At 50.0% G+C, this 19,847-nt stretch carries 23 protein-coding genes and 1 tRNA gene; 19 read left to right on the forward strand and 5 right to left on the reverse strand.

The window, feature by feature from the left end:
- Window positions 1-37 precede the first annotated feature (37 nt).
- The 4 genes from ribE (at window position 38) to pgpA (ending at window position 2,513) form a co-directional block, all read left to right on the forward strand.
- Window positions 38-508: a 6,7-dimethyl-8-ribityllumazine synthase gene (gene ribE / locus C7A19_RS00330; protein WP_069363226.1), complete on the forward strand. Its 471-nt coding sequence runs from the start codon at window positions 38-40 to the stop codon at window positions 506-508.
- Window positions 509-973 (forward strand): transcription antitermination factor NusB, encoded by a 465-nt coding sequence (gene nusB, locus C7A19_RS00335; protein ID WP_069363225.1) that lies wholly within the window; start codon window positions 509-511, stop codon window positions 971-973. It abuts the gene before it with no gap.
- A 63-nt stretch (window positions 974-1,036) separates the two neighbouring features.
- Window positions 1,037-2,026, forward strand: a complete 990-nt coding sequence (thiL, locus tag C7A19_RS00340; RefSeq protein WP_116643854.1) for a thiamine-phosphate kinase — start codon at window positions 1,037-1,039, stop codon at window positions 2,024-2,026.
- Complete coding sequence (gene pgpA / locus C7A19_RS00345; protein ID WP_116643855.1) at window positions 2,013-2,513, forward strand: phosphatidylglycerophosphatase A; 501 nt, start codon at window positions 2,013-2,015, stop codon at window positions 2,511-2,513. The genes thiL and pgpA overlap by 14 nt, the downstream gene beginning before the upstream one ends.
- A gap of 16 nt (window positions 2,514-2,529) precedes the next feature.
- Here pgpA and C7A19_RS00350 read toward each other — a convergent pair.
- Window positions 2,530-2,605: transfer RNA gene (locus tag C7A19_RS00350), tRNA-Arg, on the reverse strand.
- A 50-nt stretch (window positions 2,606-2,655) separates the two neighbouring features.
- Entirely contained in the window at window positions 2,656-3,789 is a 1,134-nt protein-coding gene (locus C7A19_RS00355) for a flagella assembly protein FlgT (protein ID WP_116643856.1), read from the reverse strand.
- Between the two features lie 210 nt (window positions 3,790-3,999).
- Between C7A19_RS00355 and C7A19_RS00360 the strand changes: the two genes are divergently transcribed.
- Window positions 4,000-4,635 carry a FlgO family outer membrane protein gene (locus tag C7A19_RS00360; RefSeq protein WP_069363221.1) on the forward strand — a complete coding sequence of 212 codons (636 nt, stop codon included), beginning with the start codon at window positions 4,000-4,002 and terminating at the stop codon, window positions 4,633-4,635.
- 24 nt (window positions 4,636-4,659) lie between these two features.
- Entirely contained in the window at window positions 4,660-5,094 is a 435-nt protein-coding gene (locus C7A19_RS00365) for an LPP20 family lipoprotein (RefSeq protein ID WP_116643857.1), read from the forward strand.
- Window positions 5,095-5,409: 315 nt separating this feature from the next.
- Here C7A19_RS00365 and flgN read toward each other — a convergent pair whose 3' ends face one another.
- The 3 genes from flgN to flgA form a co-directional block, all read right to left on the reverse strand.
- Window positions 5,410-5,844 carry a flagellar export chaperone FlgN gene (flgN, locus tag C7A19_RS00370; RefSeq protein ID WP_069363219.1) on the reverse strand — a complete coding sequence of 145 codons (435 nt, stop codon included), beginning with the start codon at window positions 5,842-5,844 and terminating at the stop codon, window positions 5,410-5,412.
- Window positions 5,845-5,860: 16 nt separating this feature from the next.
- Complete coding sequence (gene flgM / locus C7A19_RS00375; RefSeq protein WP_069363218.1) at window positions 5,861-6,184, reverse strand: flagellar biosynthesis anti-sigma factor FlgM; 324 nt, start codon at window positions 6,182-6,184, stop codon at window positions 5,861-5,863.
- A gap of 89 nt (window positions 6,185-6,273) precedes the next feature.
- Window positions 6,274-6,966: a flagellar basal body P-ring formation chaperone FlgA gene (flgA, locus tag C7A19_RS00380; protein WP_116643858.1), complete on the reverse strand. Its 693-nt coding sequence runs from the start codon at window positions 6,964-6,966 to the stop codon at window positions 6,274-6,276.
- Window positions 6,967-7,090: 124 nt separating this feature from the next.
- Between flgA and C7A19_RS00385 the strand changes: the two genes are divergently transcribed.
- The 13 genes from C7A19_RS00385 to flgL all read left to right on the forward strand — a co-directional run bounded on the left by C7A19_RS00385 (window position 7,091) and on the right by flgL (window position 19,838).
- Window positions 7,091-8,014 (forward strand): chemotaxis protein CheV, encoded by a 924-nt coding sequence (locus C7A19_RS00385; RefSeq protein WP_102504702.1) that lies wholly within the window; start codon window positions 7,091-7,093, stop codon window positions 8,012-8,014.
- Between the two features lie 26 nt (window positions 8,015-8,040).
- Entirely contained in the window at window positions 8,041-8,868 is an 828-nt protein-coding gene (locus C7A19_RS00390) for a protein-glutamate O-methyltransferase (protein ID WP_069363215.1), read from the forward strand.
- 188 nt (window positions 8,869-9,056) lie between these two features.
- Window positions 9,057-9,452, forward strand: coding sequence for a flagellar basal body rod protein FlgB (gene flgB / locus C7A19_RS00395; protein ID WP_046074968.1), 396 nt, complete (start codon window positions 9,057-9,059; stop codon window positions 9,450-9,452).
- Window positions 9,453-9,455: 3 nt separating this feature from the next.
- The gene (gene flgC / locus C7A19_RS00400; protein WP_077456397.1) at window positions 9,456-9,869 is read left to right on the forward strand and encodes a flagellar basal body rod protein FlgC; all 414 of its coding nucleotides are present in this window, start codon (window positions 9,456-9,458) and stop codon (window positions 9,867-9,869) included.
- 14 nt (window positions 9,870-9,883) lie between these two features.
- Entirely contained in the window at window positions 9,884-10,627 is a 744-nt protein-coding gene (flgD, locus tag C7A19_RS00405) for a flagellar hook assembly protein FlgD (RefSeq protein ID WP_069363213.1), read from the forward strand.
- Window positions 10,628-10,651: 24 nt separating this feature from the next.
- On the forward strand, window positions 10,652-11,965 hold the full coding sequence (flgE, locus tag C7A19_RS00410) for a flagellar hook protein FlgE (protein WP_077599130.1): 1,314 nt from the start codon (window positions 10,652-10,654) through the stop codon (window positions 11,963-11,965).
- A 172-nt stretch (window positions 11,966-12,137) separates the two neighbouring features.
- Window positions 12,138-12,887, forward strand: coding sequence for a flagellar basal-body rod protein FlgF (flgF, locus tag C7A19_RS00415; RefSeq protein ID WP_069363211.1), 750 nt, complete (start codon window positions 12,138-12,140; stop codon window positions 12,885-12,887).
- A 22-nt stretch (window positions 12,888-12,909) separates the two neighbouring features.
- A complete protein-coding gene (flgG, locus tag C7A19_RS00420) occupies window positions 12,910-13,698 on the forward strand; it encodes a flagellar basal-body rod protein FlgG (RefSeq protein ID WP_069363210.1) in 789 nt (262 codons plus the stop codon).
- A gap of 20 nt (window positions 13,699-13,718) precedes the next feature.
- Window positions 13,719-14,513, forward strand: coding sequence for a flagellar basal body L-ring protein FlgH (locus C7A19_RS00425; RefSeq protein ID WP_116643859.1), 795 nt, complete (start codon window positions 13,719-13,721; stop codon window positions 14,511-14,513).
- Between the two features lie 25 nt (window positions 14,514-14,538).
- The gene (locus C7A19_RS00430) at window positions 14,539-15,627 is read left to right on the forward strand and encodes a flagellar basal body P-ring protein FlgI (protein WP_069363209.1); all 1,089 of its coding nucleotides are present in this window, start codon (window positions 14,539-14,541) and stop codon (window positions 15,625-15,627) included.
- Window positions 15,628-15,635: 8 nt separating this feature from the next.
- Window positions 15,636-16,586, forward strand: a complete 951-nt coding sequence (gene flgJ / locus C7A19_RS00435; protein WP_069363208.1) for a flagellar assembly peptidoglycan hydrolase FlgJ — start codon at window positions 15,636-15,638, stop codon at window positions 16,584-16,586.
- Window positions 16,587-16,755: 169 nt separating this feature from the next.
- Complete coding sequence (gene flgK, locus C7A19_RS00440; protein WP_077522315.1) at window positions 16,756-18,633, forward strand: flagellar hook-associated protein FlgK; 1,878 nt, start codon at window positions 16,756-16,758, stop codon at window positions 18,631-18,633.
- Between the two features lie 11 nt (window positions 18,634-18,644).
- The gene (flgL, locus tag C7A19_RS00445; protein ID WP_069363206.1) at window positions 18,645-19,838 is read left to right on the forward strand and encodes a flagellar hook-associated protein FlgL; all 1,194 of its coding nucleotides are present in this window, start codon (window positions 18,645-18,647) and stop codon (window positions 19,836-19,838) included.
- The last annotated feature ends 9 nt before the right edge of the window (window positions 19,839-19,847 follow it).

Below are 19,847 nucleotides of genomic sequence, written 5' to 3' on the forward strand. Positions count from 1 at the left end.
GGTTTCTCATTCCGGAAAGCAAGTCACAGGAAGGCTCATGAACGTAATCGAAGGGGCATTTGCCGCGCCCAACGCGCAGGTTGCTATTGTTATCTCTCGCTTTAATAGCTTTATCAACGAGAGTTTGCTAGATGGTGCGGTTGACGCACTGAAGCGCCAAGGCCAAGTCAACGACGATAATATCACCGTGGTGCGTTGCCCAGGTGCCTACGAGTTGCCTGTGGTGACCCAAAAGCTCGCCAAGAGCGGTCGCTATGACGCGATTGTGGCACTTGGATCAGTGATCCGTGGTGGCACACCGCATTTTGACTATGTCGCCGGAGAATGTAATAAAGGGTTGGCACAAGTTGCACTGGCGTTTGAAACCCCAGTCGCATTTGGTGTGCTAACGGTCGACACCATTGAGCAAGCGATCGAACGCGCAGGTACCAAGGCTGGTAACAAAGGGGCAGAGGCTGCACTGAGCGCGCTTGAAATGGTGAATGTTCTGTCCCAAATTGAATCCTAAATGGGGGTTAAAGTGAAACCAGCCGCACGACGTAATGCACGCCAATTTGCATTGCAAGCCATCTATTCATGGCAGCTAGCGCAAGGTAATGTTGCTGATATTGAAGCCGCGTTTCTTGCCGCAGATAAATACGAAGAAGAAGACGAGCATCAGAAAACCGAGCCGCTTCTACGTGAACCAGAAACAGACGTTGCTTACTTTCGTAATCTGTTTAGCGGTGTTGCGCTTAGCCATCAAGAACTTGATAGTAAGATGCGCCCATACTTGTCACGTCCTTTGCAGGATTTAGATGATATGGAGCATGCCTTACTGCGTCTTGCGATGTATGAGCTGATCAAGTGCGACGATGTCCCCTACAAAGTGGTTATCAATGAGGCCGTTGAACTGGCAAAACGTTTTGGCGCAGAAGACAGCCATAAGTTTGTCAACGGTGTCTTGGATAAAGCGTACCCTCGGTTACGTTAATCCCTTCCCGACTAGGCCAGCACTGCTGGCCTTTTTATTGTTCTATCCAACAAAATAGTGTTTATGACACGCAACGAATTTGATTTGATTCGCGACTACTTCGCTCGTCAGCCGGTCAAGCGTCGTGATGTCGCTTTAGGTATTGGTGATGACTGTGCGTTGGTCGAGGTCCCTGAAGGCTGCCAGTTAGTGGTGACCACAGATACGCTGGTGGAGGGGACGCATTTTCTTCCGACTGCGAGTGCCTCTGATGTGGCGCACAAGGCGTTGGCCTCGAACTTGAGTGATTTAGCTGCGATGGGGGCAATGCCAGCGTGGTGTTCTCTGGCACTTACCTTACCAGAGCCCGATGATGCCTGGGTGGCAGGTTTTTGCCAAGGCTTTGCTGCCCTTGCCGAGCATTTTCAGGTCCAGCTGATTGGCGGTGATACCACACGTGGGCCCAAAAGCATCACCATTACCTTACATGGCCATGTGCCTAAAGGGCAGGCCTTGACGCGCGCGGGGGCGAAACCGGGCGACTGGATTTTTGTGACCGGCATACTGGGTGAGAGCCAAGCCGGGCTTGATTATATTCTAGGTAAGACAGTGGTTGATAAGGCTCGCGCAACCACATTAATCAATCGTCATTATCGCGCTCAGCCTCGAGTAACCGCAGGACAGGCATTGCGGGGTATCGCGTCAGCGGCGATTGATATTTCTGATGGTCTACACGCAGACTTAACCCACATCCTCACCGCCAGCGGTGTTGGCGCAAAAGTCGATGTGGCGCAATTACCACTTTCTGAAGCCTTGTTGGCCGATCAAGCCAGTGTCGAGCAGGCACAAAAACTTGCCCTGACCAGTGGTGAGGAGTATGAACTGTGTTTTACTGTCCCTGAGCTACACCGTGGCACATTAGATACAGCACTCAAGCACAGTGGCGTGGGTGTGCAATGCATCGGGCAAATAACCGGCAACCATCGCCTTGAGCTTGTAGCAGACAATCAGCCTCTCGATTGGGTGCTGTCTGGATGGGATCATTTTAAGGAGCCACATCGTGACGGATCCTAAACATCGTTTATCTTTGACCAATCCATACCATCTGCTTGCGCTTGGCTTTGGTAGTGGTTTGTCACCGATTGTACCCGGGACGGTCGGTACCTTATTTGCGGTGCCGTTTTATCTTGCGTTTATCAATTACGGCGGCACCCTTGGACTGTGGGTGGCCATTATTGTCGGAGGCCTTGCCGGCATTGCTATTTGCGGGCGGGCGTCTAAAGATATGCAAGTGCATGATCATGGCGCGATCGTTTGGGACGAGTTCGTAGGATTCTGGCTAACCATGGCCTTGGTACCCAGCACCGATTGGCAAACCGTTTTAGCCGGTTTTGTGTTATTCCGCATCTTTGATATGGCGAAACCCTGGCCGATCAGCTGGTTGGATAAACATGTTCACGGTGGCTTGGGGATCATGTTGGATGATATTGTCGCTGGTGTGATGGCGATGGCCAGCCTCTGGCTGCTGGTAACCTATACACAGGCCTTAACCTGGTTATAGCCATATAGAACGATAATGGCGCTCCCACAGGGACTCGAACCCCGATCGATCGCTTAGGAGGCGACTGCTCTATCCTGTTGAGCTATGAGAGCGTGTCGATATTATACGTAAAAACAGGCGCGATTTAAGCGCCTGTTTTCATTTAATTAACCCCTTTGGTCACTATGTCGCCGATTTGTATGCTGCCGCTGAGGTTATTGGGCTGAACCACGGCTTCAGCGCTGCTTTCATAAACGCGTGCAACAGTCAGAGTGATCCCGCTTTTTCGACGTTGAGTACGGACGATACCTAAATCATCGGTGAACGAGGCAATGTGCCAAAGGTTTAATTGATCGCCTTGTTTCACCCCATTGATACGCCCGACATTGATTTGTGCAATATTGTCTTTGAGGGCGACGATTTCTGGCTTACTGGCGCGACAAGACAGTGACGACTCCAAATCTAACAATATATTTCGGCTCATTCGGCGCGCCATTTGCCCATAAGGAGATTGCCAAAAGCGCGCGGTCTGAGTATCGACTTGGCTATGGCGTTCAAACGGCCATTGGGCGACATCGCGATAGCGGCGTTGAAATATGACTTCACCACTCTCACTGTCCATTGCCTGAACATTGACGGCCAATTGGCGGTTATTTTGCGCTTCACCAAAGCCGCTGGCGTCGGTGGTGGCAGACAAATCAGTGATTGCGCCTGTGATCACAAACTGTGCGTCTTTGTCTTCCGCTAACATAGCCACCGTGCGGGGCGAATTGGGCGAGACATCGACATTGGCGATACCACGCCCGATAAAGCTTTGTGCGTGCTGTTTAATCTCACGGTTTAACAGCACTGAAAAGTCATCGCCAAATTGATAAATGCCCCCTAATGCGGCTTGTTGGGGGGCAACAATCGGAAAACGTGTTAATACCATGCCTTTTTTATACTGGGTTTTGTGGCAAGCGTTTGCCGATGGATAGATATCTAAGCGTAGGTTGACAACATAATTGCCGCCTTGCGTGCCTTCTTCTAACACTTGTACTTCGCGCACCGCATTGCCGCTAAACTGATAACCAGCTTTGACTTGCGAGTAAAATCGCTTGAGTTGCTGCAAGCTGCCTACATCGGCACCGGCGAAGCGCATGGCATCAAAGGTTGCGGCTTCAAGTGCCCGAACACGGGCGGCTTGCTGGCTTTCGAGTATCGGGGAGCTGGCTGATACTTCATACCACGCCGCGTGCGCCCAAGGAGCGACACTCAGGCTGACAATGAGCGTTAACCGCGCCAAAAGGGTTTTCATAGTCAAGATCTCACTTAGTGGGTATGGAAATTGCTTTCAATCTATTAGTGCGTAGGGTTAAGACCTACCAAAAAGATGACGCAAAGACGCTGATGCAAGTTGTGTACCCAAATAGAGCCAGCAATCAAAGGTAAAGGTTTAATGAAATCAACCGATACCCTTAATGACACACTTGTCTCACATCGATGACTGAGCGCGGAGCATGATACGATGAAAAAGTGGATAGTGGCGATAGTAGCGCTATGGGTAACAGGCTGTGCTTACACGCCAATTTATAACGGCAAAGAGCCGTATTCGGGCAGTGAGTTTTTCCTTAAGCAGCGGCCACGTCACACCCTTGATTACTTTCTAAATAGCATGGCCGATGAGCTGTTAGCCACCAATGCGTATTTGACAGCGCGAACGCCCTTGGCGGTTACCTCGTTTGTTGATTTGCAAAAAATGGATGAGACCAACTGGTTAGGTAACACCGTGACCGAGGGGCTGATTTACCAAATGCAGCGCCGCGGCTTTACGGTGATTGACTTTAAATCGACGGGCGCGATTCGGGTCACGGAAGACGGCGATTTTACCATTAGCCGAGACTGGAAAGAGCTGAACCCTGAACAACAAATCGATTATGTATTGACGGGAACTATGTTGCGTCAAGGCGGCGGGGTATTGGTCAATGCCCGAGTAATCGGTATGGAATCTCGCGTGGTGGTTGCCTCGGCGCAAGGCTTCTTGCCGGCCGATCGTATTGGGCGTGATATTGATAGTTTATACAAGGTTCGCAAACGCGATGGCGTGATTATTCGAGATGATCAAAACCGCGTGAAGCGTGAGACAGTGGTGCTAAAACCTTAGTATAGGAAAGAGTAAGGTAGATAAATGTTTACGAAACACGGATTTGTCATCGCAATCTTGCTGATGCTGTCAGCCTGTCAGCCATTAACCAAGATGAAAGAAGAAAATATCATTTCTGCGGTGGGAATGGCATCGATCAGTGCGCAACAAGGCGCAACCCAAGAAGAAAAAGAAACCCGTGCTATGCGTGCCTCTAAAGTGGACGCCTACAAAGAGTTGAGCGAGCAAGTTTATGGCTTGCGGGTCAGCAGCCGTTCGAGCGTCAACGATCAAAGTTTAGGTCGTGACAATACGCAAGGCGCCGTCGATGGCATTATTCGCGGCGCCGAAGTGGTGGCGAGTTACAAAGTTGGTGATAGTTACGTCACAGAACTCGAACTTGATCTTGATACCATGCAGAAAATGAAACGCTATGGCGAAGCGCAGCCTGTACCGAATAACAATAATATTATTTTCTAGCCACTATGGCGTCTTTCTTTGGTTAAATACGATGGATGACGCCAACATCTTGGCACTCAAGCGGGTGGGTGTAACAAGCGACCCTGCCTTTTAGACGGAGAGCGAGCACTATGCTCGCTTTTTTAGTGTTTGAATCAGACTCTATAGTATAGTGGCGCGATAGCGCATCACGCTGTCTTAGGGAACAAACTAGAGGCGGCAAAAGACAGGCAGATGGAAGCACGGCGATAAGGCAAGTAAGGAAAGTAAAGCTCACAGGTACCCGTTAGGTTCGGCGTGTCTGGCCGTTAGGCGTGGTGGTGCGTGGGGAGGACGTTACGCTTTGACGTTAGTGCCCAGGGTTTTTCTCCCCGATGCGTTACCGTCTTGGTTATAGGTCAGTTCTGACTTACCACCGCTTTCTTGGAACAGATTGCGCAGGCGATGAATGCTTAAACTGGCGCGCTGAAGTGCAACACCATTGGTTTCATTTTGTTGTTTACAGGCAGAGAGCGTGGATTGAATGGCACTCACGTGTTCAATTAACGCCTGATCATGGTTAAGCAAATCACGTTCAGGGTGACGACTGATTTGCGCGTCATTGCGTTGAATTTCGTTGATAAGTGATTGTTTTTGTTTGGCGATTGCTTCGATATCTTCGGAGGCGCGGCTGGCAATGACACCGGCTTCTTGCTCGAGCACACTTTGTAGCGCTTGGACTCGCTCGAGTTGCTGTTCAACCAAGGTTGTTAAAGGCGCAGTAGGGGTCATAACTACTCCAATCAGCTTAGCTGTCGTTGAGATCGTTCTCGAAACGCATCATGTTTGCGGCAAGCTTGTCAGGATCCACTTTATAAGAGCCGTTTGATATCGCTTGTTTGATTTGATCAACTTTAGCGCTATCAAAATAGGGCTCAGATGCCATTTTCTGATTCATTTTATCGATCACTTGGCTTTGCTGGCTGAGCGAAACAGCGTCGTCTTGGGCTTTCACCCCTTGCTGTTCACGAACTGAGCCGCCTTGCGTTTCTTGTGTTTGGGTCTGGTTACTCGTATTACGAGTTGTGGTCAGGGGTTGCTGATTACCACGTAGTTGGTCAATACTCGCCATAACATCGCCTTACTGTCAGTCGCTTTTTGAGTCCGTTGCTCAGCGTATCGGCACACCTTGCTGTTACTTTAGCAGTGTGACGTAAAAAGTTAGAAATTAACCGTTACTTCGCCGACCGCTGAGATTGTAGCATCGACAATCCGGTTAGATTTATTGTTCTTCACTTTTATTTGCTCACCTAGAGCGCCATCACTTAATGCCGTGCCTTTTGCAACAATGTTCAGTCCGTTTCCTTGCGCAGTGATCAAAACGTCATCATTTCGACACACGGCGCAGACATCGTTACTGCTGATCGGTTCACCTATCCCCACGGTTCGTTTGACTTTAGAGCCAATTAAACGTGCGGGTTGCGTATAGGTATGCCCGCGTTGAAACCGACTATTTACCATCTGAACGGCTACATCATTTGAAGCAATAATCATGCCACGATTGAGCGGTCGCTTTGCGACAACCGAGGGGGTCATCAGCTCGATTTTAACCGGAATATACACTTGCCAGTTGTCTCGATCACAAGACACCATCACGGTTACTGAGGTATTAATCTGTTGACGGCCTGGCACTTTGGTGTCGAGTGGCACGGGGCAATCGGTGAGACGCATACGCGAATCAAGGTTCCCCGCCGCGATGTTGAGTTCGCCATTTTTAGGCAGCGAAATAATATCGGCGACATGCGCCTCCGCGGCTTCTTGCACCGCTTCAATTTGACTTACTGTCGCAGCAGCTATACTTATGCTAAAGCTTGTAAGCCAAACGACGATAAATAAACGTGATATCTTGGGCATAGTTCAATCCAGCAGTAGCGGACGTTAAGAAAAAAATCCCTTCTTTTCTCGAGAGTCATGTGATTACCCACTATGATTACCATGCTACTCTACAAAAAAAACGGGGCAATATGGAGTTTATCTTATGACAGGTGGTGTTCTTGATTCGGTCAACCAGCGTACGCAGCTGGTAGGACAAAACCGGTTAGAGCTGTTGACTTTCCGCCTGATGAGAAAACAGCGCTTTGGCATTAATGTCTTTAAAGTCAAAGAGGTGCTGCAATGCCCACGACTTACCGCAATGGCAAATTTGCATCCTTTGGTGAAAGGCGTGGCTCACATCCGCGGTCAAACCGTTTCTGTCATCGACATGAGCCTTGCAACTGGCGGGCCAGCTATTCCTGACCCAGAGAATCGCTTTGTGATCATTGCAGAATTCAACCGTTCGATGCAGGGCTTCCTTGTCGGCTCGGTCGAGCGTATCGTTAATATGAACTGGGAAAAAATTCTCCCCCCTCCTCAAGGGACAGGGCGATCCCACTACCTCACGGCGGTTACCGAAATTGATAACGAGTTGGTGGAAGTGCTCGATGTTGAGAAAATTCTCAATGAAATCGCACCTGTGAATGAAGATGTGAGTGAGGAAGTACTCTCGAAACGTGAAGAGCGGGAAGAAAGTGCTCCGAGTCAAGTGCTAGTGGCCGATGATTCCAGCGTTGCACGCCGGCAGGTGAAGCGCGCGGTTGAAAGCGTCGGCTATGACGTTATCTTGGTACAAGATGGTAAAGAAGCTCTCGATAAACTGAAAGAAATGGCCGCCGAGGGAAGCATCTATAGTCAACTTGCCTTGGTGATCTCCGATATCGAAATGCCTGAAATGGATGGCTATACCCTCACAACTGAGATTAGAAAAGATTCGAGTCTTAAAGATCTTCATGTAGTATTGCACTCATCATTGAGTGGGGTATTTAATGAGGCCATGGTTGAGCGTGTCGGGGCTAACTCGTTTATCGCGAAGTTCGACCCAGATGAATTGGGCTCTGCCGTACTCGAGGCGGTTAAGTCGTAACCCAACCAAAGCGATTGAGTTAATTAATGACAAATGTAGCAATCAGTGACCAAGAATATCGAGACTTTTGCAAACATCTCGAAGCCAAGTGTGGGATCGTACTGGGAGACAGCAAGCAGTATCTGGTACGTAGCCGCTTGAGCCCGCTGGTGAATAAATTTGGCGTGGGGTCGCTGTCAGAATTGATAAAGTCGGTGATTACGGGGCGTAATCGTGAACTCGCGGTTGCGGCCATTGATGCGATGACCACCAACGAAACATTGTGGTTTCGTGATACCTATCCGTATGAGGTGCTGGCACATCGCTTGTTACCCGAGCTGGCTAAATCACGTAAGCCGATTAAAATCTGGTCCTCGGCGAGTTCGTCAGGACAAGAGCCGTATTCGATTGCCATGACAGTTGCGGAAACCCAGCAGCGTAAACCTGGCATGATGGGCAGCGTAAGCATCACCGCCACCGATATCTCTACGTCGATGTTAGAAGCCTGTCGTCAGGGGATTTATGACAACCTAGCACTAGGACGCGGGCTGTCGCCAGAGCGTCGTCGTACGTTTTTTGAAGATGTCGGTGACGGCAAAATGCGGATCAAAGATAATATAAAGCGCATGGTGACCTTCCGCCCACAAAACTTGATGGAAAGCTACAGCCTTTTAGGAAAGTTTGACATCATTTTCTGTCGTAATGTATTGATTTACTTTTCACCTGATATGAAAGCTAAAGTGTTGAATCAAATGGCGGGAGCACTGAATCCCGGCGGTTATTTGATATTGGGCGCGTCGGAGTCACTCACGGGGTTAACTGACAAGTTCGAGATGATTCGCTGTAACCCTGGCATTATTTATAAGCTTAAATAGAGGATGGCAAAAAGCGGCACATTGTTTGCCGCTTTTTTGCCTCCTAGTCCCGCGCTCTCGTTTTTCGTCCATCAGTGCCCCTGCTCTCAGTCCACGTCCCACCTGGGTTTAAGATAAAAAAGAAGCCTTGCTAGAAACTTGGCACCCTGTTTGCTTTATTCCATGCAGTAAGAACTCGGAGGTTGTCCATGGCGATCACATTTGACAATGCACTTGGTGTGCATCAGCACACGGTTGGCGTAAGAGGCAAGCGGGCAGAAACCCTGTCTAGCAACATTGCAAATGCCAACACGCCAGGTTACAAGGCGCAAGACATCGACTTTCAACGCGCCCTAAAAGCGGCAACATCCGAGGCAAGTATTGGCCTAAGCCGCACCAATGAGCGGCACATTGCTGCCTCTAGCCAAGTGATGGGGGAAAAGAAGTACCGTATCCCCACACAGCCAGATACCGGCGATGGCAACACGGTTGATGCGCAATTAGAAAAGAACTTGTTCATGCAGAACGCACTGGAATACCAAGCCTCACTGGATTTTCTTGGCTCTAAGTTCAAGAACATGAAAAAGGCATTGAATGGGAAATAATCGATGAGTTTGTTTAATATTTTTAACGTGTCGGGATCGGCTATGAGTGCCGAATCAGTACGATTGAACACCACATCAAGTAACCTGGCCAATGCCAATTCGGTGAGCAGCTCTGCTGAAGAGACGTATCGAGCCCGGCATCCGATTTTCTCTGCGGAGCTTAATCGCTTTAAGCAGCAGGGTGAAAGTGTGCCAGTCAACATTGATGGTATTGTCGAAAGCCAGAAACCATTACGCGCGGAATATAACCCCAACCATCCGATGTCGAATGATGAAGGGTATATCTTTAAGCCGAACGTCAATGTGATGGAAGAGATGGCGAACATGATTTCCGCATCGCGCGCCTATCAAACCAATGTGCAGGTGGCCGATGCGAGTAAACAAATGCTGATGCGTACGCTTCAGATGGGTCAGTAATGTAGGAGGCGAAGATGGCCGGAATTGACGGTACAGGTTCAACGAACGGACTGTCCTACATTGACCAGCTAAAGGCGCAGCAAGAGAAAAAACTGCAAGAGAAGCAAGACTCGACCACGGGTAAGCAAGCACTCGAGCAGGAAGACTTTCTCAAATTGCTCACCAAACAGCTGTCACAGCAGGATCCGTCTAAACCTGTCGATAATGACAAGATGATCTCACAGATGGCGTCGTTTGCCACGGTTGAGGGCATCGGCAAAATGAATAAGCAATTTGATACGTTCAATGAGTCGATTACGTCTAACCAGGCATTGCAAGCGTCATCTTTGGTTGGACGTGACGTCCTCGTCCCCGGCTCCACCGGGGTGAAGGGTGAAACGGGCGGTGTTGCAGGAATGGTGAAGCTGCCCCAAGCGCTGGATAATGTCAGTGTTCGAGTGGAAAACGAGCAAGGGCAACTATTGCGAACCTTCAGTATGGGCGCTAAACCGCCGGGTGATCACCGCGTTGAATGGGACGGGCTCGACGATAACGGCAATCCTATGCCGGAGGGCACGTACAAAATTAAAGTAAGTGGCATGGTTGATGGCCAAACCCAAGAGTTTGATGTGTCGACCTATGCCAATGTAAACAGTGTCTTGCTGGGGAATGGCGATGGCAATGTGATGTTGAATATTGCTGGCTTTTCCTCACCGATGAAACTGGCTGAAGTGCTAGAGGTCGGTAACGCCGACGTCGGAAATGTGACGAAAGGCTAACCGATTTATTAGGAGTGAAAAGCAATGGGTTTTAATATTGCGTTAAGTGGCCTTGGTGCGGCCCAGAAAGACATGAACACCACCAGTAACAACATCTCGAATGCCAATACGTATGGCTTTAAGGAATCGCGTGCTGAGTTTGGTGATGTCTACTCAACCTCCATCTTCTCAAACTCGAAGACCACTAACGGGACCGGTGTACAAACGTCGACCGTGGCACAGCAGTTCCACGAAGGCTCAAGTATCTACACCAACAACCCACTTGATTTGCGGATTAGCGGTAACGGCTTTTTCGGCGTGTCAAATGACAAGCTGCAAAATAACGATTACCACTTAACGCGCAACGGTGCCTTCCACCTTGATAAAAATAACGACATTATCAACTCTGAGGGTCAGTATTTGCTCGGTTATAATGTCGACCCTGACACCCAGCAGGTTTCGTCTTATGAGCCGCAGTCGCTCAATGTGCCCGATCAGTTTGGCCAGCCTCGTGCATCAGAAAATGTCGATATTGGCTTGAACTTACCGGCCGGCGGGGAAGAGAAAGATCCCGCACAGTTTAATTTTGAAGATCCAGAAACCTATAACAAGCAAACGTCGGCAACGGTCTATGACTCACTGGGTCAGCCGTACAAATTGTCGACGTATTATGTAAAAGGTAACGATCCGGCGAATCCGAACAGTTGGTCGGTGTACTACACCATGACAGATCCTGAAGGTGAGAAGCCGGTGAATATCCAAGGCGGTAATGCTACCAATGCCGCTGGACAGGTTGGCCACACCATCGACTTTAACTCCGATGGCTCGGTGAACAGCATCAATGGCGGTAACCCGATCGTGACCGATGCCTTGGGGCCAGCGGGTGCCGGGCTAGAAATGAACGGGGCTGACGGTGACCAGCAGCTCACGCTCAACTTCGATAATCCGACTCAATATGCCGCGCCGTTTGAGATGCGTAAATTTACTGACGACGGTGCAACCACGGGGTATCTCACCAAGGTCGATATTGATCCTAAAGGCACCATTATGGCGACCTACAGTAACGGTGAAAATGTCGCGTTGGGGCGGGTTGCGATGGTGCGCGTCGCCAACCAGCAAGGCTTAGCCCAAGTAGGCAATACCCAATGGGATGTGACTCAAGATTCGGGTGACCCCGTTTTTGGTGAAGCGATGCAAGGCGCCTTTGGTCAGGTAAAAAGCGGGACGATCGAGCAGTCCAATATCGATATGACCCAAGAGCTGGTTGACTTGATTACCGCGCAGCGAAACTTTCAGGCTAACTCACGCGCCCTGGAAGTGAGTAACCAGATGCAACAAAATATTCTACAAATTCGTTAGTGACATTAACCTTGCCGCCCACTGATAGGGCGGCAAGGCTTTTCCATTTCCCCTCTCCTCTTCCCTCTTTCTGGCGGCGAAAATACTAGTAATAGATTGATCTTAAAGGAATAAAATTGCTGGCACGCTCTTTGCTTTCTTCTGTGTAGAACGATTGTGGAGGCAACCAATTATGGATCGCTCGTTATACCTTGCCATGAGTGGCGCAAAGCAAGATATGCAGGCTATGCAATTGCGCGCTAATAACTTGGCCAATGTCAGCACCACCGGTTTCCGGGCTGACCTTGAACAGTCTCGATCAATGCAAGCTTATGGCGAGGGGTTACCCAGTCGAGTATTCAACATGACTGAGCGACCTGGATACAGCTTCGAGCAAGGCTCAACCATTACCACAGGTCGTAATCTGGATGTGGCGGTGCAAGGTGAAGGCTGGATGTCAGTGCTAGACAGCCAAGGGCAAGAAGGCTACACCCGTGCCGGCCATCTCAAAGTGGATCAAACCGGCCTACTCCAAAACAGCAATGGTAACCTCATCCTCGGAGAGAGTGGGGGCCCGATATTTATTCCCCTCCCTGCAGCAAAAATTGAAGTGGGCAAAGACGGCGGTGTTTCTGTACTCCCCCAAGGTGCGCCACCTGATGCGATGGAAGTGGTGGATAGAATCAAACTGGTTCGCCCAGATAATCAAGATCTCTTTAAAGACAAAGACGGTGTGTTTAAACCCAAAGAGGCCGGCACCGTGTTTCCAGCCGATGCTGGTGTCACGCTGCAAACAGGGGCGTTAGAAGGCAGTAACGTCAACGCTGTGGGTGAGATGACTGGGTTAATCGACTTGCAACGTCATTTTGAAATGCAAGTGAAGTTAATGAAAACCGCAGAAAAAATGGACGAGTCGTCAGCATCACTATTGCGGCTTGGCTAAGGTTTATTAAGAGGAAGTAATTATGCATCCAGCATTATGGGTCAGTAAAACCGGACTTGATGCGCAGCAGACCAATATCTCGACGATTTCGAATAACCTAGCCAACGCATCCACGGTCGGGTTTAAAAAATCACGCGCGGTGTTTGAAGATCTCTTCTACCAGAACATTAACCAACCAGGTGGGCAATCCTCACAGAACACTGAGTTGCCAAGTGGATTGATGCTCGGTGCCGGTTCAAAGGTGGTGGCCACCCAGCGTGTCCACACCAATGGTAATGTGCAAACCACAGACAATGCCCTCGACATGATGATTGAGGGAGACGGCTTTTTCCAAGTGCTGCTCCCTGATGGCAACATCGGCTATCAGCGTAACGGTCAATTTACCTTGAATGATGAAGGCACGATAGTGACGTCAGGTTCAGGCTATACGCTAGAGCCTGAAATCACCGTTCCCGACGATGCGGTGCAAGTGACGGTCGGAACCGATGGTGAAGTGTCTGTGCGATTACGAGGTCAGCAAGAGAACCAGGTACTGGGTCAAATTACTACGGTGGATTTCATTAACCCAGGTGGGTTGGAGCCAATAGGCCAAAATATTTACCTACCCACCGGCGCGAGTGGTGATCCACAAGAAGGCGTTCCCGGGCTTGATGGCTTTGGTGAAGTCAAGCAATCGATGCTGGAAACCTCTAACGTCAATGTGACTGAAGAGCTGGTGAACATGATTGAGGCTCAGCGTGTCTACGAAATGAACTCCAAAGTGATCTCGTCGGTTGACCAGATGCTCAGCTACGTCAATCAGCAGCTTTAAGTAAGGTTTAGGAGGCAATGATGTCGGTGCAACGTGTATTAATCCCAGGCCTTTTCTTTGCCACCTTGTTGGGGCTGGTTGGCTGTTCATTGCCGGGGCAACAAGATACAGGCAGTGATCTTGACCAAGCGACCTCGACCACCGACGCGGTAGAAGGGGACACCACACCAGAGAGCGAAGGCTTGATTGGCTTGTTGCGCCAACGTGACGATCCCAAAGCGGACGATCCAGCATGGTCGCCGATTCGCCCACAACAACCTCCTGAGCACTATGCTACGGCAACGGGCTCTTTGTTTAATGCCAGTGAACAGCGTGATCTCTATGATGGCTCCAAGCCTCGCGGGCTAGGCGACATTGTGACCGTGATGCTGGAAGAAAATACCCAAGCACAAAAAAGCGCCAGTTCTGACTTAGCCAAATCCAATGATCTGACCATGGATCCCCTCTCGCTTGGTGGTGAAGAGATCACCATTGGCGAGCGAACCTTGTCTTACGAAGTCAGTAATGACAATTCGGTAACTGGCTCTACCTCAGCGGATCAAAGTAACAGTCTTCAAGGCTCTATCTCTGTGCAGGTGGTGGATGTGCTGGCGAACGGTAACCTGATGGTGCGTGGTGAAAAGTGGCTTACTTTGAACTCCGGGGATGAGTACATTCGTCTCAGCGGCACCATTCGTCCGGCCGATATCGGCCCTGACAACACCATTGCATCGACCCGAATTTCCAACGCCAGAATTCAGTATTCAGGCACCGGTGAGCGACAAGATACCCAAGAGCAAGGCTGGTTGGCACGATTCTTTAATGTCACCTTGTAGCCCTACAATGTGCCGGAGAGTTGACGTGAAAAAGTGGTTGTTATCGATAGTCCTGCTGACGGTGGCGATGCCAAGCCTGGCCGCGCGCATCAAAGATGTGGCGGAGGTGGCTGGGGTACGCAGTAACACCCTAACGGGTTATGGCTTGGTAGTGGGGTTACCGGGTACCGGCGAGAGCACGCCCTTTACCGATCAAAGTTTTAAGTCGATGCTAGAAAACTTTGGCATCCAATTGCCGCCAGATATCAATCCTCAATCAGCCAACATTGCCGCCGTCGCCGTCACCGCTGATCTGCCCGCGTTTGCCAAACAAGGTCAAAAACTTGACGTTACTGTGTCGTCGATTGGGTCGGCAGAGAGCTTACGTGGCGGCACCTTGCTACAAACTTTTCTCAAAGGTTTGGATGGTAAGGTCTATGCAACCGCACAAGGAAACTTGATTGTCGGTGGCTTTAGCGCTACCGGTGCCGATGGCTCTCAGCTGGTGGGCAACACCCCAACCGTTGGCCGTATTACCAATGGCGCGTCCGTTGAGCGGGAAGTCCCTAATCCCTTTGGTCGTGGTGATTACCTGACCTTTAACCTGTTCCAATCCGACTTTACCACCGCACAGCGTATGGCGGATGCGGTCAATCGCTTTCTTGGTCCGTCGACCGCATCGGCCATGGATGCGACCTCAGTGAGAGTCCGAGCGCCACGCGATGTGAGCCAGCGCGTGGCTTTCTTATCCACCGTGGAAAATATTGAGTTTCAGCCGGGTGATGCGGCAGCGAAAATAATCGTTAATTCTCGCACTGGCACGATTGTGGTCGGGCAAAATGTGCGCCTTCGCCCAGCGGCGATCACCCATGGTGGTATGACGGTCTCGATCCAAGAAGACTTCAATGTTGATCAGCCTAATCCATTAGGTGGCGGTGAAGCTGTGGTCACGCCTGATACCGAGATCAATGTTGAGGAAGAAGAAGGGCGAATGTTCCACTTTAAACCTGGTGTGACATTAGACGACTTAGTCCGCGCCGTGAATGGCGTTGGTGCTGCCCCCTCCGATCTCATGGCGATTCTGCAAGCGCTGAAACAAGCTGGGGCCATTGATGGCCAATTGATAGTGATATAGGGCAACGCATGAAATCTCCTGTTGATAGTCAATTTGTACACGATATAAGCCAGCTCGACTCACTACGTCGCCAAGCCGTGAAAGGAGAAGAAGGGGATGAAAAAGCGGCGTTGCGTTCAGCCGCCGAGCAGTTCGAGTCCTTATTTACCCAGATGCTGTTCAAGTCAATGCGTGATGCCAATGAGGCGTTTGAGTCTGACTTGATTGATGATCGTACTTCGAAGTTTTATGAGCAGATGGCTGATGAGCAGATGGCCAGTGAACTCAGCCGAGAAGGCTCACTGGGGCTCGCGGATATGATTGTTGAACAATTAGGCAAAGCGCAGGGCGACAGCCAGCCAGATATGAATGAAGCGGCTCGCGCGTCGGCGCAATCTTTGCCGTTGGATCAAAATCGCAGTCGAGAGGCAGCAGAACAGGCGATAGCGGCGCTCGATAGCCAGTCTATTGCGCCGCCAGCCACCAGTCTCCCCGCGTCCCAACGGTCGCAAGGCTTTGATTCGCCAGACTCCTTTGTAAACACGCTGGCGCCGCATGCACGTCGCGCGGCGCGTGCGTTGGGTACTGATCCAGCGATTATTCTTGCTCAAGCGGCACTAGAAACCGGTTGGGGAAAGAAGGTGATTGCCAATGCCCGCGATAACAGTCATAACTTGTTTAATATAAAGGCGGATCAACGTTGGGGGGGCGATAAAGTCGCGACACAAACCCTGGAAGTGTATGACGGGATCCCGGTTAAAGAAACGGCAAGCTTTCGTTCGTATCCCTCTTATCAAGAGAGTTTTGACGATTTCGTCTCATTTTTACGTGATAATCCACGCTATGAGCAAGCTTTATCACAATCTGCGCAACCTGAACGGTTTATTCGCGAGCTTCATCAAGCCGGGTATGCGACCGATCCGGAATACGCGGATAAGGTCATTCGTGTACTCGACCAAGTCCGCGACATGATGGACTAGAAAAGCGGCAGGCAAGGGCTTGCCGTTCTGTTTTTTGCTCTCTTTGATGCGGTTTACTATTCTCTCAACGTCATGTTTATCAATGACTTTTCTTTTTGATCTCTCCTTGGCTCAATTTTTGCTTGTTTCCTAGTATCTCGTTTTAATTGCCGGGTTATTTGGAGGCACAATGGGCTTGGACCTGCTTTCCCTTGGGTCGCAAGGCGTACTGACTGCGCAGCGACAGCTGAATACAACAGGTCACAATATCTCTAACGTGAATACGGAGGGGTATAGTCGTCAGTCGGTTGAGCAAAAAACCAATGATGTCCACTTTTGGGGCGGCAATAATTACGGCACCGGTGTCCATGCCGCGGCAATCCGTCGCAACTATGACAAGTTTGCGGTTAACGAATTAAATGTCTCAACATCAAACCTTTCTCATGCAGCTGCCCGCAATGAACAGCTTGGTCGGCTTGACGATATGATGGCGCACTCGGCCAAAAAAATCCCCGAGAACATGAACGAATTCTATGGCGCGGTTAAAGGGCTGGCCGATAGCCCCAGTGACATGGGCGCTCGTAAAGTCGTGCTCGAAAAAGCGCGTATGGTCGCCGCTGGCATGAACGATGTTTATGGTGTGTTGCAGCAGCAGTCAATTGATACCTCTTCTCAAATTGACGCGACCGTTAAGCGGATGAATGACATTGGCCAAGAACTGGTGGACGTGCATAAGGCAATGCTCAAAACCCCCGCTGAAGCCAATGACTTGTTAGACCGCCATGATAAGTTGATCCGAGAGCTCTCTGAATATACACAGGTGAGTGTGAACACGCGCGAAGATGGGTTGTTCAATGTGATTATCGGCAGTGGCCATATGTTGGTATCTGGCATGAATAGCAGTGAGTTGACCACCTTGCCGGGTAAGCCTGATCATCAAGAGCGTCGTTTGGCATTGGTGGAAGGTAAGACAGTCAAAGCCATTTCTAATCAAGACATCCGCGGCAAACTAGGGGCATTGTTTGAATATCGGGATGATACCTTGGGACAAGCGCGAGACGAATTAGGTCGGATGGCCATTGGCTTTTCCCAATCGCTCAATGACTTACAGGGGCAAGGGTTCGATCTTAATGGTGAGGTTGGCAAGAACATTTTCACTGACTATAACAGTGACCGTATTGCGAGTGCGCGCGCGATAAAAAGCGGCGATTCCACGGCAGACTTGAAAGTTTATATCGATGATCTTCAGCAGCTCAAACGGGGTGATTATCAACTCAAGTTTGATGGCACCCAATATACCCTCACCTCACCAGATGGAAAGCAATCGACGGTGACCCCCAGTGGCACGCCGCCAAGTTTTAATGTCGACGGGATGCGCGTGCAAGTGGATGCCGGGTTGGCGGCTAACGAGCGCGTTTTAATTCGGCCCGCCCGCTCAGCGGCAGGGCAAATGCGTGTGACTATGGACGATCCGGCGGATATCGCGGCACAAAGCTATGTCAGTGCAAGCTCGGTGAGTAACGGCGACGGTGATGTACGAATTTTACAAGCCGGTGGACAAAAAGAGTTTCAAGTTCGGCTCTCCCCCGATGGGAGTCAATTTGCGGTGACCGATCCTAAGGGGCAAGTCTTGGTCGCGCCACAGGCCTATCCGCCAGGTGGACCCATTGATGTCAACGGCACCATTATTGAGGTCAACGATAAAGCGGCCCCCGATGATGTCTTGGCGGTCAGCTTGATCCCGGCGGATGGTGACAACAGTAACCTGATCCGCATGCAAGAGCTGCAAACGGAAAAACTAATGGATAACGGTCGCTCGACAGTGCTCGATGTTTATGAGGGGCTAAGTACCGATCTTGGGGTACAAAAAGCCTCCTATAAGCGTCTACAAGATGTGAGTATGGTTGAACACGATGCCGCAGAAAGTCGCGTGGCGGAAGTGTCTGGGGTGAACCTAGATGAAGAAGCGGCCAACATGATGAAGTTTCAGCGCGCGTATATGGCCGCGTCACGGATCATGACCGCCGCCAATGAAACCTTTGATTCTCTGCTCAATGCAACGCGATAAGGTAGGACAGTATGATTAGTCGTATTGCCAGCTTTCACAATTACCAGTCTGTCTCTAACGACATTATGCGCCAGAATGTGAAGGTACAGGATAACCAAGAGCAGATGGCGACGGGGAAACGTGTTATTACATCCGGTGATGATCCGGTGTCGTCGATCTACATTCAAAACTTTCGCCAACAAGATGAGCAAATTGACCAATTTATTGACTCGATTACGTTAGCGCGAAACCGGCAAACCCGCGAAGAAATCGCGATTGATGAGTCCGAGCAAATCATGGACGGCGCCAAACGCAAAGTGATGGCGATGATCAACGGCTCATTATCGGTGGAAGATCGCACCGCGCACCGGCAAGACTTGCAAGGGATGTTTGATAATTTTATGGACTTGGTAAACACCAAGGATGAGTCAGGTAACTTTCTGTTTTCCGGTACCCAGACCAGTACACAGCCGTTTTATCGTGATAGTCAAGGCAATGTGCGTTATGCGGGAGATAGTTACTTTCGTACCGCCCAAGTGGCCCCTGCGGTGGAAGTGCCGACGTCTGATCCAGGCGATAAACTGTTTATGGAAATTGATAATCCCTTTGGCGACTATCAGCCCGAATATGATCTCGAAGATGGCTCTTTATTGCTGATGGCGAAAGCGGAAAATACCAATGATGCGGATACCTCTAACTATTCGGTTTCCTTTGATGTTAATGCCAATGGCGATACCACCTACTCGTTGATGCAAGATGGCACTGAAGTCAGTGCTGGGCTGTATGACCCGCAAAATGGCGTTGAGTGGAACACGTTGAAAATGACCTTCGAAGGTGAGATGAAGCCAGGCGATACCATCAATTTAGAAAGACAAGACAGCTTCAATATTTTCGATTCGTTTAAAAATGGTGCCGCGCTATCATATGCCGATATTGATGATGCGTCTGCTACGGCAGAACTCCACCAAGTGACTGAACAGTTTGCGGCGGCCTTCAAGCACTTGAACAAGGCACGCTCAGAGGTCGGCACACGGTTGACCACACTCGATCGACAAGAAAGTATGCACAAAGACTTCAAGTTGGTCCTCAATCGTTCACTGGGCACCATGGAAGACTTGGACTATACCCAAGCGGCCATCGATATGAACGAGGACATGCTCGCGCTGCAAGCCTCTCAGCAGGCCTTTGCCAAAACCAAAGATCTCTCGCTGTTTAATTATATCTAATCCAAAGTG

Origin of the sequence: Salinivibrio sp. HTSP (genome assembly GCF_003390965.1) — a bacterium.
Lineage (GTDB): Bacteria > Pseudomonadota > Gammaproteobacteria > Enterobacterales > Vibrionaceae > Salinivibrio > Salinivibrio kushneri.